Raw genomic sequence first — 15,402 nt, forward strand, 5'->3', positions numbered from 1 at the left:
TGAGGAATCGTCGCAATGTCGGTCGCGCGGTTAACAGGGCCGGCAGCCACGGAGCCGCCGCTAAAGCCCGGTTGTGCCACTCTGTAGTAGTGAACCCCTCGACGATTCAGGCCCGCATCGTCGTCGACGAACTGATTCGCGGCGGGGTGCGCGATGTGGTGCTGTGCCCCGGTTCGCGCAACGCGCCGCTGGCGTTCGCGTTGCAGGACGCCGACGCCGCCGGCCGGATCCGTCTGCACGTTCGCATCGACGAACGCACCGCCGGGTTCCTGGCGATCGGACTGTCGGTCGGGGCGGGTGCGCCGGTCTGCATCGCGATGACGTCGGGCACCGCGGTGGCCAACCTGGGCCCGGCGGTGGTCGAGGCCAACTACGCCCGGGTGCCGCTGATCGTGCTGTCGGCGAACCGGCCCTACGAATTGCTGGGCACCGGGGCCAACCAGACCATGGAGCAGTTGGGTTACTTCGGCACCCAGGTGCGCGCCACGATCAGCCTCGGCCTGGCCGAGGATGCCCCGGAGCGCCTGGCCGCCCTCAACGCCACCTGGCGGTCGGCGACGTGCCGAGTGTTGGCCGCTGCCACCGGTTCTCGCAGCGCCAACGCCGGCCCGGTGCAGTTCGACATTCCGCTGCGCGAACCCCTGGTGCCCGACCCGGGACCGCAGGGCTCGGTCGCCCCGGCGGGTCGGCCCGATGGCAAGCCGTGGACCTATACCCCGCCGGTCACCTTCGACCAGCCGCTCGACATCGACCTGACGCCGGACACCGTCGTCATCGCCGGGCACGGCGCGGCCGCACTTCCCGAGCTCGCCGACCTGCCGACCGTCGCCGAGCCCACGGCCCCCGCGCCGGCGACCCGCGGTAACCCCCTGCATCCGCTGGCGCTGCCGCTGCTGCGCCCCCAACAGGTGATCATGCTGGGACGGCCGACCCTGCACCGCCCGGTCTCGGCGCTGCTGGCCGATCCGAAGGTGCCGGTGTATGCGTTGACGACCGGACCCCGCTGGCCCGACGTGTCCGGCAATTCCCAGGCCACCGGCACCAGGGCGGTCACCACCGGCGCGCCGGATCCCGCCTGGTTGCGCCGCTGCGCAGAACTGAATCGGAAAGCGGTGGTCGCGGTGCGCGACCAGCTCGCCGGGCATGCCCTGACGACCGGCCTGCATGTCGCCGCCGCGGTGGCCGCCGCCGTGCGTCCCGGCGACCAGCTGGTGCTGGGGGCCTCCAATCCGGTGCGTGACATGGCGCTGGTCGGCCTCGACACCCACGGCATCCAGGTCCGCTCCAACCGCGGCGTGGCCGGCATCGACGGCACCGTGTCCACCATCATCGGGGCGGCGCTGGCGCACGACGTGGCCCACCGGGGCCGCACCATCGCGCTGATCGGGGACTTGACCTTCGTCCACGACAGCTCCGGGTTGTTGATCGGGCCCACCGAGCCGACCCCGCGGGACCTGACCATCGTGGTGTCCAACGACAACGGTGGCGGCATCTTCGAGCTGCTCGAACAGGGTGATCCGCGGTTCACCGACGTCTCGGCGCGGGTCTTCGGTACCCCGCATGACGTCGACGTCGGCGCGTTGTGCCGCGCCTACCACGTGGACAGCCGGCAGATCGAGCTCGATGACGTGCCGACGGTCCTGGGCGAACCCGCCGGCGGCATGCGGGTGCTGGAGGTCAAGGCTGACCGGTCTTCGCTGCGACAGCTACACGCCGCCATCAGGGCTGCGCTGTGAAATCGCCGAAAGCATTGCTGCGCATACTGATTCACGGAACCAGCGAGGAGCTCCCGGATACCCGGCCCAGAATCGTGGTGCGCTGGGTGCGGATCGGGGTGCTGATCCTTGCGTTCCTGGTGACCCTGCAGTCGGTGCTGCTGGTCGCCGGCGCCTACCGCAACGACCTGGCGATCAGCCGCAACATGGGCGTCGCACAGGCCGAGGTGCTCAGTGCCGGGCCGCGCCGCTCGACCATCGAGTTCGTCACACCCGATCGGGTCACGTATCGACCGGAACTCGGTGTGCTGTACCCGTCCGAGTTGGCCACCGGGATGCGGATCTACGTCGAATACAACAAACGGGATCCCAATCTGGTGCGGGTGCAACACCGTAATGCCCGACTGGCGATCATCCCCGCCGGATCCATCGCGGTGGCCGCCTGGCTGGCAGCCGCCCTTGCGTTGACCGGTCTGGCGGTGCTGGACCGGCGGTTGGCCGCGCGCACCCACCACTAGATTTCGCGTCGCGTATCCCCGTCGGCAACCTCCGCGACAGCCGTGGCTGCCACCGTTGGTGGCGTGCGCGTTGCAATCGTCGCCGAGTCATTCCTGCCGCAGGTCAACGGTGTCAGCAACTCGGTCCTTCGGGTTCTCGAGCACCTGCGCCGGACGGGTCACGAAGCTCTGGTCATCGCCCCGGACAATCCGCCGGGGTCACCTCGAGCCGCGCGCCTGCATGACGGCATCCGGGTGCACCGCGCGCCGGCACGGATGTTCCCCAAGGTGACGACGCTGCCGCTCGGGGTCCCCACCCCGCAGATCCTGCGGGTGTTGCGCGGATTCGACCCGGACGTGGTGCATCTGGCTTCGCCCGCGCTACTTGGTTACGGTGCGCTGCGGGCGGCGCGTCGGTTGGGCGTGCCGACGGTCGCCGTGTACCAGACCGATGTGCCGGGATTCGCCGAGAGCTATGGCATCCCCATCACCACGCGTGCCGCCTGGGCCTGGTTCCGGCACCTGCACAGTCTGGCCGACCGTACTCTGGCGCCCTCCACGCCCACGATGGAAGCGCTTGCCGCCCAGCGTTTCCCACGGGTCTACCGGTGGGGGCGCGGCGTGGACCTGATCCGGTACGCACCGTCGGCACGTGACGAGGAGTTGCGGCGGCGGTGGTCTCCGGACGGAAAACCGATCGTCGGCTTCGTGGGACGGCTGGCCCCGGAGAAGCACGTCGACCGCCTTGCCGTACTCGCCGCCACCGATGCGGTGCGGCTCGTCGTGGTCGGTGACGGCGTCGACCGCGCGAAACTGCAATCGGCAATGCCCACAGCGGTTTTCACCGGCGCGCTGTACGGCGACCAGCTCGCCGCGGCGTACGCCAGCATGGACGTTTTCGTGCATCCCGGTGAGCACGAGACGTTCTGTCAGGTCGTGCAGGAAGCGCTGGCGTCGGGGTTGCCGGTCATCGCCCCCGACGCCGGCGGCCCCCGCGATCTGGTCACTCCATGCCGGACCGGGCTGTTGCTCCCGGTCGAGGATTTCGAGGCTCGGCTGCCGGACGCGGTCGCTCATCTGGTGGCGCACCGGGCGCGTTACGCACCAGCGGCGCGGCGCAGTGTGCTGGGCCGCAGCTGGCCGGTGATCTGCGACGAGTTGCTCGGGCACTACGAGGCCGTGTTGGGGACGCGACGAGCCCAGGTCGCATAGCGGGTAGCGTTTCACGCGTGAATCGCGCGGACCTCGAAAAGAATCCCCGGGACGTCGCGTCGATGTTCGACGGTGTCGCCCGCCGGTATGACATCACCAATACCGTGCTCTCATTCGGCCAGGACCGGTTCTGGCGGCGCGCCACCCGGGCAGCGCTGCACATCGAGCACGGGCATAAGGTGTTGGATCTGGCCGCAGGCACCGCGGTGTCGACGGTGGAGCTGGCGAAGTCCGGCGCGTGGTGTGTGGCGGCTGATTTCTCCGTCGGGATGCTCGCGGCGGGCAGCGCCCGCAGGGTTCCGAAGGTCGCCGGTGACGCCACCCGGTTGCCGTTCGCCGACGAGGCATTCGACGCGGTCACCATCAGCTTCGGCTTGCGCAACGTGGTCGATTTTCCCGCGGCGCTGCGCGAGATGGCCCGCGTCACCCGCCCCGGCGGCCGGTTAGTGGTGTGCGAATTCTCCACTCCCACAAATGCTTTGTTCGCGACTGCGTATAAGGAGTATCTGATGCAGGCGCTGCCGCGGGTGGCCACGGCGGTGTCGAGCAATCCCGAGGCCTACGTTTATCTCGCCGAGTCGATCAGGGCGTGGCCCGACCAGGCGGCCCTGGCGCACGAGATCTCGCGGGCTGGCTGGTCGGCGGTGCGGTGGCGCAACCTGACCGGCGGCATCGTGGCGTTGCACGCCGCGTACAAGGCATTGCGCTGAAACTTTCGGCAGAAACCACGGTTCACATCTAGGCGAAACGCCGTCGACAATAACGTCCTGGGCTCAGAACACGCATTAACTTGTTGGCGTGACCAGCGCACCGCGTCCCGCATACCGGGTGTCACGTCGCTCGATGCTTGCCGCTACCGCGGCTGCCGCGTTGTCCTGCACGATGCCGATGAGTCGTGCCGCTCCCGGCAATTCGGTCGCGGTGTTCGGGGCCGGTGTGGCAGGCCTGACGGCGGCTCATGAGCTGGTCGACCGCGGGTACACCGTGACCGTGTACGAACGTAAAGCGCTGGGCGGCAAGGCGCGTTCGATTCCGGTGCCGAATTCGGGTGCCACCCCGCTGCCAGCCGAACACGGCTTCCGGTTCTTCCCAGGCTTCTATCGCAATGTCACCGACACGATGCGTCGAATTCCGTTCAGCGGCAACGCGAACGGCGTGTGGAACAACCTTACCCGGGCGACGTCATACCTGCATTCGGGGATGGGTCGCGCCGATCTGACGATCCCGCTGCCGTTTCCGTTGCCTACGATTCCTAATCCGATCACGCCGAAGGCGTTCATCGAATCGGTCACTACGGTCTTCCAGACACTGTTCCGGTTGCCGTTGTGGGAAGCCGCCTATGCGGCACAGAAACTCGCCGTCTACGTGTCCAGCTGTACCGAGCGGAAGCTCGGTCAATGGGACTACATGACGTGGGAGGATTTCATCGGTGCGAACAAGAGATCGGCGGAATACAACCGCTATCTGGCCGACGGGATCATCCGGAACCTGGCGGCGTCGAAATCCAAAGATGCCAGCGCACATTCGATCGGCTTGGTCGGTGAGGCATCGGTCTGGTCGATTCTGTTGTTCGGCAATGACCGCGACTGCAAGGGCTTCGACCGGGTGCTCAACGGCCCGACCAGCTCCCAGTGGATCGACCCGTGGGTCGACCACCTCACCTCGCTGGGCGTCACTTTCAAAGTGGGGCAGGCGCTGTCCCGGCTCACGCCGAACGGATCGCACATCGCGTCGGCCACCGTGGTTGACGGCAACGGATTTCCGCAACCGGTCGTTGCGGACTGGTACGTTTCGGCGATCCCGTGTGAGAAGCTCGCAGCGGTGCTCACGCCGGACGTGATTGCCGCCGACCCGGTCCTCGGCAACGTCGCACAGCTGCGGACCGAGTGGATGAACGGGTTGATGTTCTATCTCAAGGAGCGCGTGGACGTGACCAAGGGCCACGTCAATTACGTCGACTCGGGGTGGGGACTGACCTCGATCAGCGAAGAGCAATTCTGGAAGCGCAGCCTCACCACCTACGGCGACGGAACCGTCAAAGACTGCCTGTCCGCGATCATTTCGGACTGGAGCACGCCGGGCAATTTCAACCGCAAGAGTGCACGGCAGTGCACGCCGACTGAGATCGCGCAGGAAGCGTGGGCGCAGATCAAGGCGCATCTGAGCGACACCGGACATGTGGTCGACGACTCGATGCTGCATTCCTGGTTTCTGGATCCGTCGATCATGGACTCGGGCACGCCCAATGTCCGCAACGATGAACCGCTGTTCATCCAGGATCCCGGTTCGTGGGCGCGGCGGCCCAGCGCGGTCACCGGTATCGACAACCTGTTCCTCGCGGGGGAGTGGATCAAGACCGATCAGAACGTGACGACGATGGAGGGCGCCAACGAAGGGGGCCGCTACGCCGCCAACGGAGTCCTGGACGCGTCGGGATATGTGGGCCAGAAGGTCAACGTGGTCAACCTTTTTCAGGCACCGTGGTGGAATCCGCTCAAGACTGCCGACCGGATCCGATACCGCAAGGGCCTACCGAACGCCCTCGACATTCTCGACACCCGCCGGCCGAGCGGTTAGCTCAGGGAAGTCAGCGGCCTACCCGCTGGAGGAAGCCGGCCTGTTCTGGGCAGTAGTGGTCGATCGCGGCGCCGAGGAACTGGAACGCCTGCCCCTGGGTGGTCTTCAGCGGCAGATTGCGCTGCAGGAAGGTCGCCGACTTGTACGCGTCGCCGTCCACGCCGCGCTCGATCCGTTGACAGCTGATTTTGGCCAGCCACGCGTTGTAGTCCTGCGGGCCGTAAATGCCGTACGTGTGTAACTGGGCGTTGAACGGCGCGTCGTAGTCGTCAGCCCCGGCGGGCGCCGCCGACCCGACAGCGGCGGCCGCCAGAGCGGCGAAAGTAGCCAGCGTAGTTACCTTCATTAGACGGACTATACACCTGGGCGGTGCACGCTATCAGCCCAGATGCGCTGATAGCAGCCAGGCGCCGACGGACATGCGGCCGTCGCCTTCGTCGCGTGCATCGAAGCCGGGCATGCCGGGAACACCGGCCGGAACCTGCGCGTGGATGCGGGCCGGGCGGATGTCGTCGATCACCCAGTGCTTGGCAACCACCTCGCGCAGTTCGTCCTCGGTTACGGCATTCACCGGTCCCTCGCCGGGCAACGCGGCCTTGTCGAAGACCAGCACGAAATACGACGCGCCAGGTGCGGCGGCACGCACGATCGAGCGCTGGTAGCCCTCGCGCAGTTCAACCGGCATCGAGTGGAACAACGTGCTGTCCACGATCGTGTCGAAGCGTCCGGCCGAATCGGCCGGATAGGTGTCGAAATCGCTGATATCGGCCACCGCGAAGCTGGCGTTGGAGATGCGCCGCTGCTCGGCCGCGCGCTGGGCCAGCTCGATTGCCGTAGGTGAGGCGTCCAGGCCGACGGTGCGGTGCCCGCGTTCGGCCAGGGCCAGCGAGATCGCGCCCTCGCCACAACCGGCGTCGAGCACGTCACCTTTGAACTTGCCCCGCTCGATCAGCGCAGCCAGCTCGGGCTGGGGTTCGCCGATGCTCCACGGGGGCCGGACGCCTGCGCCGAATTGTGGGGAGTCGCCGCGGTAGGCCGATTCGAACTGAAAATCCACTGGTGCATTCATGACTCCATGTATATCAACCAGACTGATATATGTCAACCAGCCTGATATATCCTTCCCTGGCGCGAGCAGACGCAAAAGCCCCCTATTTCTGCGGAAATAAGGGGCTTTTGCGTCTGCTCGGCACACTCAGGTGAACGGTGGGCGCCGATCGAGCAGCCGCGAGGCACGTCCGCCGCCGCGCCACGCACGCGCCACCCAGTCGGCGTCGTCTTCGGTGACCAGATTCGCCATCACCCGGACGGCGATGCGCATCATCGCGGTGGAGCGCATCGCGATCGGCCCGGTTGCGGGCAGGAACCGCTGGAACGTCAGCAGCAGCGCCAGTCTGCGTGCTACCGAGAAGCCGCGGGCGTAGTGGTCGGTCAGCAAAGCCGGCCACTGCTGTGACAGGTCATCGGAGTCCAGCATCTCGGCGGCCAGTCGGCCCGTCTCCAGCCCGTAGTCGATGCCCTCACCGTTGAGCGGGTTGACGCAGGCCGCGGCATCGCCGATCAGCATCCAGTTCGGCCCGGCCACCCCGGACACCGCGCCGCCCATCGGCAGCAGGGCCGAGGCCACCGCCCGCGGCGGCCCCTCGAAGCCCCATTCCGCACGCCGCAGGTCGGTGTAGTACGAGATCAGTGGCCGTAGCGCCAAGTCGGCCGGTCGCTTGGTGGTCGACAGCGCACCCACGCCGATGTTCACCTCGCCGTTGCCCAGCGGGAAGATCCAGCCGTAGCCGGGGAGTACCGCGCCGTCGGGCGAGCGCAATTCCAGATGCGACGTCAGCCATGGGTCGTCGGCACGCTCGGTGGCCAGGTACGCGCGGGCCGCAACGCCGTACACCGTTTCCTGATGCCAGCGCCGGCCCAGTTTGCGGCCCAGCGGGGACCGTGCCCCGTCGGCGACGATCAGCCGGTCGCACCGCACCTCGGTGCGGTCGGCCAACGTCAACGAGGTCACCCGCCGAGACGAATCATGATGCACAGCAACAGCTTTAGAGCCAAGCATCATGCGCGCGCCGGACTCCTCGGCGACCTTGCGGATCCGGTCGTCGAGTTCCAGGCGCGCCACCGCACTGCTGTAGGACGGGAACGACGGGCCGGGCCACTCGACTTCCAGCTCGCCACCGAAACCGCTCATCCGCAGGCCGCGGTGCTGGATGCGCCCGGCCAGCCAGTCGCCGAGCCCCAACCGTTGCATCTCGTCGATGGCGCGCGGGGTCAGCCCGTCGCCGCAAGCCTTGTCACGCGGAAAGCTGGCCGAATCGATGACGAGCACATCGCGACCCGCACGAGCGGCCCAGGCGGCCGCCGCCGACCCGGCCGGCCCGGCGCCCACCACCACGACGTCGGCCTGGGAGACTCTCGTGTTCACGCTCACCAGTATGTTGGTCGAATGAGAACTCCGGCGACCGTGGTGGCGGGCGTTGACCTAGGCGATGCCGAATTTGCCGCGACGGTTCGAGACGGTGTCGCCCGGGTCGAGGAGCTGATGGACGCCGAACTGCGCGGCTCCGACGAGGTGATGACCGAGTCGCTGCTGCACCTGTTCAAAGCCGGTGGCAAACGATTCCGCCCGCTGTTCACCGTGCTGGCCGCGCACACCGGGCCGAACCCGGTCAACACCGAAGTCACACTGGCCGGCGCGATCGTCGAGCTCATTCACCTCGCGACGCTCTATCACGACGATGTGATGGACGAGGCCGAGGTGCGCCGCGGCGCGCCCAGTGCCAACGCGCGGTGGGGCAACAACGTGGCCATCCTGGCCGGTGACTATCTGCTGGCGACATCGTCGCGGCTGGTGTCCCGATTGGGCCCGGAGGCGGTGCGCATCGTCGCAGAGACGTTCGCCGAGCTGGTCACCGGACAGATGCGCGAGACGCGCGGTGCGCCCGACGGGGCGGACCGCATCGCGCAGTACCTGAAGGTGGTCCACGAAAAGACGGGCAGCCTGATCGGTGCCGCGGGCCGGTTCGGTGGGATGTTCTCCGGCGCCGACGACGACCAGGTCGAGCGGTTGAGCCGGTTGGGCGCCATCGTGGGCACCGCGTTCCAGATCGCCGACGACATCATCGACATCGACAGCGACTCCGAGGAGTCGGGCAAGGTACCCGGAACCGACCTGCGCGAGGGCGTACGGACGCTGCCGATGTTGTACGCCCTGCAGGAGACCGGCCCCGACGGCGCCCGGTTGCGAGAGCTGCTGGCCGGTCCGATTCACGACGATGCACAGGTCCGCGAGGCGCTCATGTTGCTGCGGGCGTCGTCGGGCATGGCCAAGGCCAAGGAAACCCTCGCGCAGTACGCGGCGCAGGCGCATCACGAGCTGGGCCTGTTACCGGAGGGCCCGGGGCGGGGGGCGTTGCAGGCGCTGGTCGACTACACCGTCAGCCGGCATGGCTAGGCATTTCCCCGGCGTATGGAACCCTGACTGTGCCTCCGGGCGTTGATCGGCTGTAATCGAATAAGACGTTCGTGCTGTTAGTCGGTATGTCCGCGATGATCGTCTTCGCCGGCGCTTTGTTCGGCCGAACGGCGCTGATTTTTGCGACGCTGTTCGCTGTCGGCATCAACGTCTACACCTATTTCAACAGCGACAAGCTGGCGCTGCGCGCCATTGCATGCCCAACCGGTTTCCGAATTGCAGGAACCGATGATGTACCGCATTGTGCGCGAGTTGGCTACCGCTGCCCGCCAACCGATGCCGCGCTTGTTCATCAGCGACACCAGCGCGCCCAATGCGTTCGCCACCGGGCGCAATCCGCGCAATGCCGCGGTGTGCTGCACCACCGGCATCCTGCGGATCCTCAACGAGCGCGAGTTGCGTGCTGTGTTGGGCCACGAGCTCTCGCACGTCTACAACCGCGACATCTTGATCTCCTGTGTGGCCGGGGCGCTGGCGTCGGTGATCACCGCGCTGGCCAACATGGCCATGTGGTTCGGAGCGTTCGGCGGCAATCGCGAGGGCGGCACCAATCCGTTTGCGCTGCTGCTGGTTTCGCTGCTGGGCCCGATCGCGGCGACGGTCGTGCGGCTGGCGGTCTCCCGTTCGCGCGAGTACCAGGCGGACGAGTCGGGCGCCTTGCTGACCGGTGATCCGCTGGCCCTGGCGTCGGCGCTGCGCAAGATCTCCGGCGGCGTGCAACTGGCCCCGCTGCCCCCGGAGCCACAACTCGCCAACCAGGCACACCTGATGATCGCCAACCCGTTCCGCGCGGGTGAGCGCATCGGGTCGCTGTTCTCGACGCACCCGCCGATCGAGGACCGGATCCGCCGGCTGGAGCAGATGGCGCGGGGGTGAGCGTCAGGCCGCTGCGTCGCGCACCAGCGTGAGTGTCCGTGGCGTATTGCCGTGTTCCAGCAGGCCCTCGATCAGGACCGTGCCCCCGGTGGCGTGATGCTGGCGTTGCCAATCGGTAATTGCTTGGTGCGCAGCATGATCGAGGTAACTGACAGCGATATGCAGAGTGACAGTTGCGCGTTCGGGGACCGATGTCAGCACCCTGGTCAGCCGGGGCAGGCTGAGGAACGTGCACGCACCCTCGACGATCACCCGCCATTCGTCGCCGTCGCTGACTGCTTCCACCTTGGCCCGAACCACCCGCCAGCCGGTCATCGCGATCGCCAGAACCAGCCCGATCAACACCCCGTGTAACAGGTTGAGGAAGACCACCGCGACGATCGTCACCAGATAGATAGCGAAATCGCCTGTTTTGAAGGCTGTTTCGATGTGTGCGGGCTGCAGCAGTTGGATGCCGATCACAATCAGCAGACCGGCCAGCGCAGCACTGGGGATCTGTTCGATCAGGCCGGCGAACGGAAGGGCGAACAGCAGGATCCAGAATCCGTGCAGGATCGTCGCGGCGCTGGTTTTGGCGCCCGCTTTGATGTTCGCCGCACTGCGCACGATCACCCCGGCGATGGGCAGGCCGCCGACGGCGCCCGAGACGATGTTGGAAGCGCCCTGTCCGATCAGTTCACGGTCCAGGTTGGTCCGCGGACCGCTGTGCATCCGGTCGGTCGCCACCGCGGTCAGCAGACTCTGCACGCTCGTGATCAGTGTGACGGTGATGACGCCGAGCGCGACGGCACCCCAGTTGCCGTGAGGCATCGCAGGCAGTTGCAGCGCATCCAGGATCGAACCTTCCAGCGTGATCCGGGAGACATTGAACGGAAATGCCACCGAGGCGGCGGTTACCACGACGATGGCGACCAATGGACCGGGAACCGCGGCCAGCTTGGCCGGTGCCCAGCGCCAGGCAACCATGATGGCGATCACCATCAGGCCTAAGAAGAGTCCGGGTCGGTGCGCGCCGACGATCTGGGCGGGCAACTCCACGACGTTCACCCAGGCCGAACTGTGTGACTCACCACCCAGCAGCACGTGCGTCTGTTGCAGCGCGATGGTGATACCGATACCGGCCAGCATTGCATGCACTACCACGGGCGAAATGGCGAGCGCCGCACGCGCAACCCGGCTCAGTCCCAGCAGAACCTGCAGGAGGCCGGCAACTGCTGTGATGAAGCAAGTGATGCCCCAACCGAATTCGGCGATCAGGTCGGCGACGATCACGGTCAGGCCGGCGGCCGGGCCACTGACCTGCAGGGGTGATCCCCCCAGGGCGCCACCGATTACTCCACCCACGATCGCGGCGATCAGGCCGGCCAATACCGGTGCATCCGAAGCGATCGCGATCCCCAACGACAACGGCAAGGCGACCAGGAAGACGACCAGCGACGCAGGCAGGTCGTGCTGAAAGACCGCACGCAGCTTGGACTGGCCAGAACTCTCGCATTGCTCAACGTCGTGCATCGAAAGCTCCCTTGTCGGCATTGTGGGGCGCATTGGTGCTTCCGCACCCCGGGTCACGCTTCATAACGTGGCCGTAACATCTTGGCGCACAAACGAATACGAACTTCCCGAAACCGCGATGTCACGGGCCGGACCGTCTGTCGACCTCCGATTGACGGTATGGGCGGTGCTAGGTACGGGCAACCTGACGCGCCAGGTGCATACCGAACCCAAATGTTAGGTAGCGCGTATGAAAATAGGGAGCGAGCCTAGAAACCCGACCCGTGCACCTCGTGCCCGGGCTCTTCGGCGGCCAGGCCGGCGTAGGCCTGCTCGACGGTAGAGCCGTGGTTGATGACGGCATCGACCTCGCGGGCGATCGGCATGTTCAGCCCGAACTCCGTGGCGAACTTCATGATCACGCCAGCGGCCTTGACACCCTCGGCGACCTGGTTCATGGACTCGATGATCTCTTCGATTTTCTTGCCCGCGCCCAACTGCTCGCCGACGTGTCGATTGCGGCTGCGCTGGCTGGTACAGGTGACGATCAGGTCGCCGAGGCCCGCCAGGCCGGGGAAGGTTTCGGCCTTCCCGCCCATCGCGACGCCGAGCTTGGTCATTTCGCGCAGTGCCCGCGCGATCACCAGCGCCCTGGTGTTCTCGCCGATGCCTAGGGAGTAACCCATGCCGACCGCGATCGCGAAGACGTTTTTGAGGGCGCCGGCCATCTCGACCCCGACCACGTCGTCGGTGGTGTAGACGCGGAAGCGCTGGGTCCGGAACAGGCCGGACAGTCGGGTCGCCAGGTGCTGGTCGGGCATGGCCAGGACCGCCGCCGCGGCATAGCCCTCAGCCACCTCCCGGGCGATGTTCGGTCCGGCCAGGATGCCTGCCGGGTGTCCCGGCAACAGTTCCTCGACGATCTGCGACATCCGCATGTTGGTGTCCTGCTCGAGCCCTTTGACCAGCGACACCACCGGAACCCAGGGGCGCAGTTCCTTCCTGAGCTCGGTCAGCACCCCGCGGAATCCGTGGGACGGCACGCCCATGACGAGAACGTCGGCGCAGTGTGCGGCCTCGGAGAAGTCAGTGGTGGCGGTCAGGTTCTCGCTCAGCACCACTTCGTTGCCGAGATAGCGGGTGTTGCGGTGATTGTCGTTGATGTCCTTGGCGGTGTCTTCCGATCGCACCCACTGCAACGTGGGACTCCGGCGTGCACAGATGGACGCGACGGTGGTGCCCCACGAGCCTCCGCCGAGGACTACGACTTGCGGTTCGCGCTTGTCAGCTGCCATGGGCTTCACCCTATTGCGGTCACCTGTCATTTGACAGCGGTTCTCCGATGGAGCGTCGCCTCAACCCGCCAGTGCGGCCCGGTCGGTCGCGCGGCCGAACGTCATCGCCTCGTCGATACGGTCGAACCGGTAGTCGATCGCGTCGGCGAAGTAGTTCTGTCGCACGTTCCACGGTCGCTTGGTTCCTGATTTGGGCAGTGCATGCAGTGCCCGTCGCACGTAACCGGCCTGAATGTCCCAGGACGGTTTCTCGGGCATCGGCTGATCGCCCAGGTGTGGGCTGGCGTGCGTATATCCGTGCGCAGACATGTATTCCAGCAGTTTGGCTGTCGCGCGGGCCGTCATGTCGGCGCGCAGGGTCCAGGACGCATTCGTATAGCCCACGCACCAGAACAGATTGGGCACGTCCTCGAGCATGTGGGCTTTGTAGACGAAGCGGTCGGTGGGGTTGATCGCCTCGCCGTCGATGCTCAGGGTTGCGCCGCCGAGTGCCTGCAGTTGCAAACCGGTGGCGGTGACGATGATGTCGGCGTCGAGGTGCGTCCCGGACTTCAGCACGATGCCGGTCGCGTCGAAGTGGTCGATCAGGTCGGTGACCACTTCGGCACGGCCTGCGCTGATGGCGTTGAAGAGGTCACCATCGGGGATCAGGCACATCCGCTGGTCCCAGGGGTTGTAGCGCGGCTTGAAATGAATGTCGACCGCGTAACCCTCGGGCAGGTTCTGCACCGCCTTGCGGCGCAGGGACCATTTGATCAAGGCCGGCGTCTTGCGCGACAGGAACCAGATCACGCCCTCCATGAGAGCGTTGTAGAAACGGACGAGGAGGTGAGAAACCCTGCGCGGCAACAATATCCGGCTGACCCACGCTAGCCTGCTGTACTTGGACGCCGAGACGATATAGGTCGGGGAGCGCTGCAGCATGGTGACTTTGGCCGCGCGTTCGGCCATTGAAGGAATCAGCGTTACGGCCGTGGCGCCGCTCCCGATGACCACCACGTTCTTGCCGCTGTATTCGAGGTCCTCCGGCCAGTGCTGGGGATGCACGACGGTGCCGCTGAAGTTCTCGATGCCGGGGAATTCGGGGGTGTAGCCCTGGTCGTAGTTGTAGTAGCCACTGGCGAAGAACAGGAATCGGCATCGGCAGTGCCTGGTGGATCCGTTCTGCTCGACGGTGACTGTCCAGGTGTCGGTTGCCGAATCCCAATCTGCGTGGCGCACATAGCTGTTGAACTGGATGTGCTCGTCGATGCCGTACTTGCGGGCCGTGTCTACCAGGTACTCGCGGATGTGCGGGCCGTCGGCGACACCTTCCTCGCGTGTCCACGGCTCGAAGGGGAAGCTCAGCGTGAAGATGCTGCTATCGGAACGCACGCCCGGATATCTGAACAGATCCCAGGTGCCGCCGATGCGTTCGCGCCGCTCCAAGATGGTGTAACTGAGCGACGGGTTGCGCTGCCCGATCCGGTATGCCGCGCCGAGTCCGGAAATTCCGGCGCCGACGATCAAAACGTCGACGTCGTAGGGCTTGGCTGATTCGCGCTCGGCATCTGGTTGAGTCACGGTCATCGTGAACCTCGCTTGGGTCTTGGTCGGGCCGGCTACCGGTAGTTCACGAACTGCAGGGCCACGTCGAGGTCGGCCTGCTTGAGCAAAGCCTGAACGGCCTGCAGGTCGTCGCGCTTCTTGCTGGTGACCCGAACCTCGTCACCCTGGATCTGCGTCTTGACCGACTTGGGTCCCTCGTCGCGGATGAGCTTGGTGATTTTCTTGGCATGCTCGCTGTCGATGCCCTGCTTGAGGGTGCCGCTGACCTTGTAGGTCTTGCCCGAGGCCTGCGGATCGCCCGCCTCGAATGCCTTCATCGAGATGTCGCGGCGGATCAACTTCTCCTTGAAGACGTCGACGGCCGCTTTGACCCGCTCCTCGGTGGACGAGATCAGCTCGATACTCTCCTCACCCTTCCAAGCGATCGTGGTGTCGGTGCCACGGAAGTCGAACCGGGTGGACAGTTCTTTGGCGGCCTGGTTGAGCGCGTTGTCGACCTCCTGGCGGTCAACCTTGCTGACGATGTCGAACGACGAGTCCGCCATGCGATTGGCCCTTTCTCATCGGTGCTAGCCGTTTGTGAAATGTCTACCCGCTCGTTGTACCCTGCTAGGCGGCAGGTTGCCCGAGCGGCCAATGGGAGCGGACTGTAAATCCGTCGCGAAAGCTACACTGGTTCGAATCCAGTACCTGCCACCACCACTGCAGCAGTGCGT

General features: G+C 66.0%; 13 protein-coding genes, 1 tRNA gene and 1 pseudogene. 8 read left to right on the forward strand and 7 right to left on the reverse strand.

Translation table 11 applies throughout. The annotated features are described in order from the left end of the window. Positions 1 to 89: 89 nt before the first annotated feature. The 5 genes from menD to AC5Y6Y_RS05660 all read left to right on the forward strand — a co-directional run bounded on the left by menD (position 90) and on the right by AC5Y6Y_RS05660 (position 6,001). Positions 90 to 1,736 carry a 2-succinyl-5-enolpyruvyl-6-hydroxy-3-cyclohexene-1-carboxylic-acid synthase gene (menD, locus tag AC5Y6Y_RS05640; RefSeq protein WP_463825708.1) on the forward strand — a complete coding sequence of 549 codons (1,647 nt, stop codon included), beginning with the start codon at positions 90 to 92 and terminating at the stop codon, positions 1,734 to 1,736. Beyond that, positions 1,733 to 2,233, forward strand: a complete 501-nt coding sequence (locus AC5Y6Y_RS05645; protein ID WP_473139383.1) for a DUF3592 domain-containing protein — start codon at positions 1,733 to 1,735, stop codon at positions 2,231 to 2,233. Before menD ends, AC5Y6Y_RS05645 begins: the two co-directional genes overlap by 4 nt. 63 nt (positions 2,234 to 2,296) lie before the next feature. Next, positions 2,297 to 3,424 carry a glycosyltransferase family 4 protein gene (locus AC5Y6Y_RS05650; protein WP_473139382.1) on the forward strand — a complete coding sequence of 376 codons (1,128 nt, stop codon included), beginning with the start codon at positions 2,297 to 2,299 and terminating at the stop codon, positions 3,422 to 3,424. Between the two features lie 17 nt (positions 3,425 to 3,441). Next, positions 3,442 to 4,134: a demethylmenaquinone methyltransferase gene (locus AC5Y6Y_RS05655; RefSeq protein ID WP_463825711.1), complete on the forward strand. Its 693-nt coding sequence runs from the start codon at positions 3,442 to 3,444 to the stop codon at positions 4,132 to 4,134. Positions 4,135 to 4,222: 88 nt separating this feature from the next. Then, positions 4,223 to 6,001 (forward strand): hydroxysqualene dehydroxylase, encoded by a 1,779-nt coding sequence (locus AC5Y6Y_RS05660; RefSeq protein ID WP_463825712.1) that lies wholly within the window; start codon positions 4,223 to 4,225, stop codon positions 5,999 to 6,001. A gap of 10 nt (positions 6,002 to 6,011) precedes the next feature. Here AC5Y6Y_RS05660 and AC5Y6Y_RS05665 read toward each other — a convergent pair whose 3' ends face one another. The 3 genes from AC5Y6Y_RS05665 to menJ form a co-directional block, all read right to left on the reverse strand. Continuing rightward, on the reverse strand, positions 6,012 to 6,347 hold the full coding sequence (locus tag AC5Y6Y_RS05665) for a DUF732 domain-containing protein (protein WP_463825713.1): 336 nt from the start codon (positions 6,345 to 6,347) through the stop codon (positions 6,012 to 6,014). A gap of 33 nt (positions 6,348 to 6,380) precedes the next feature. After that, on the reverse strand, positions 6,381 to 7,070 hold the full coding sequence (locus AC5Y6Y_RS05670; RefSeq protein ID WP_473139381.1) for a class I SAM-dependent methyltransferase: 690 nt from the start codon (positions 7,068 to 7,070) through the stop codon (positions 6,381 to 6,383). 126 nt (positions 7,071 to 7,196) lie between these two features. Further along, positions 7,197 to 8,426 carry a menaquinone reductase MenJ gene (gene menJ / locus AC5Y6Y_RS05675; RefSeq protein ID WP_463825715.1) on the reverse strand — a complete coding sequence of 410 codons (1,230 nt, stop codon included), beginning with the start codon at positions 8,424 to 8,426 and terminating at the stop codon, positions 7,197 to 7,199. 21 nt (positions 8,427 to 8,447) lie between these two features. On the opposite strand from menJ, the gene grcC1 reads away from it, so the two are divergent. Next, entirely contained in the window at positions 8,448 to 9,455 is a 1,008-nt protein-coding gene (grcC1, locus tag AC5Y6Y_RS05680) for a nonaprenyl/(2E,6E)-farnesyl/geranylgeranyl diphosphat synthase (protein ID WP_473139380.1), read from the forward strand. A gap of 86 nt (positions 9,456 to 9,541) precedes the next feature. Continuing rightward, positions 9,542 to 10,352, forward strand: a pseudogene (gene htpX / locus AC5Y6Y_RS05685) (zinc metalloprotease HtpX). Between the two features lie 3 nt (positions 10,353 to 10,355). Here the strand turns inward: htpX and AC5Y6Y_RS05690 are convergent. The 4 genes from AC5Y6Y_RS05690 to AC5Y6Y_RS05705 form a co-directional block, all read right to left on the reverse strand. Continuing rightward, positions 10,356 to 11,864: a SulP family inorganic anion transporter gene (locus tag AC5Y6Y_RS05690; RefSeq protein WP_473139379.1), complete on the reverse strand. Its 1,509-nt coding sequence runs from the start codon at positions 11,862 to 11,864 to the stop codon at positions 10,356 to 10,358. A gap of 248 nt (positions 11,865 to 12,112) precedes the next feature. Beyond that, entirely contained in the window at positions 12,113 to 13,138 is a 1,026-nt protein-coding gene (locus tag AC5Y6Y_RS05695; RefSeq protein WP_463825719.1) for an NAD(P)H-dependent glycerol-3-phosphate dehydrogenase, read from the reverse strand. Positions 13,139 to 13,198: 60 nt separating this feature from the next. Continuing rightward, positions 13,199 to 14,707 carry a flavin-containing monooxygenase gene (locus AC5Y6Y_RS05700; protein ID WP_473139378.1) on the reverse strand — a complete coding sequence of 503 codons (1,509 nt, stop codon included), beginning with the start codon at positions 14,705 to 14,707 and terminating at the stop codon, positions 13,199 to 13,201. A 32-nt stretch (positions 14,708 to 14,739) separates the two neighbouring features. Beyond that, positions 14,740 to 15,231: a YajQ family cyclic di-GMP-binding protein gene (locus tag AC5Y6Y_RS05705; RefSeq protein ID WP_463825721.1), complete on the reverse strand. Its 492-nt coding sequence runs from the start codon at positions 15,229 to 15,231 to the stop codon at positions 14,740 to 14,742. Positions 15,232 to 15,301: 70 nt separating this feature from the next. On the opposite strand from AC5Y6Y_RS05705, the gene AC5Y6Y_RS05710 reads away from it, so the two are divergent. After that, positions 15,302 to 15,385, forward strand: a tRNA-Tyr gene (locus AC5Y6Y_RS05710). Positions 15,386 to 15,402 lie beyond the last annotated feature (17 nt).

The organism is Mycobacterium sp. NGS24, from assembly GCF_059813065.1.

Excerpts from the sequence above, each read along its gene's own strand:
- AC5Y6Y_RS05665 (WP_463825713.1), bottom strand. The coding sequence starts at position 6,347 with ATGAAGGTAACTACGCTGGCTACTTTCGCCGCTCTGGCGGCCGCCGCT.
- AC5Y6Y_RS05670 (WP_473139381.1), bottom strand. The coding sequence starts at position 7,070 with ATGAATGCACCAGTGGATTTTCAGTTCGAATCGGCCTACCGCGGCGAC.
- grcC1 (WP_473139380.1), top strand. The coding sequence starts at position 8,448 with ATGAGAACTCCGGCGACCGTGGTGGCGGGCGTTGACCTAGGCGATGCC.
- AC5Y6Y_RS05690 (WP_473139379.1), bottom strand. The coding sequence starts at position 11,864 with ATGCACGACGTTGAGCAATGCGAGAGTTCTGGCCAGTCCAAGCTGCGT.
- AC5Y6Y_RS05695 (WP_463825719.1), bottom strand. The coding sequence starts at position 13,138 with ATGGCAGCTGACAAGCGCGAACCGCAAGTCGTAGTCCTCGGCGGAGGC.
- AC5Y6Y_RS05700 (WP_473139378.1), bottom strand. The coding sequence starts at position 14,707 with ATGACCGTGACTCAACCAGATGCCGAGCGCGAATCAGCCAAGCCCTAC.
- AC5Y6Y_RS05705 (WP_463825721.1), bottom strand. The coding sequence starts at position 15,231 with ATGGCGGACTCGTCGTTCGACATCGTCAGCAAGGTTGACCGCCAGGAG.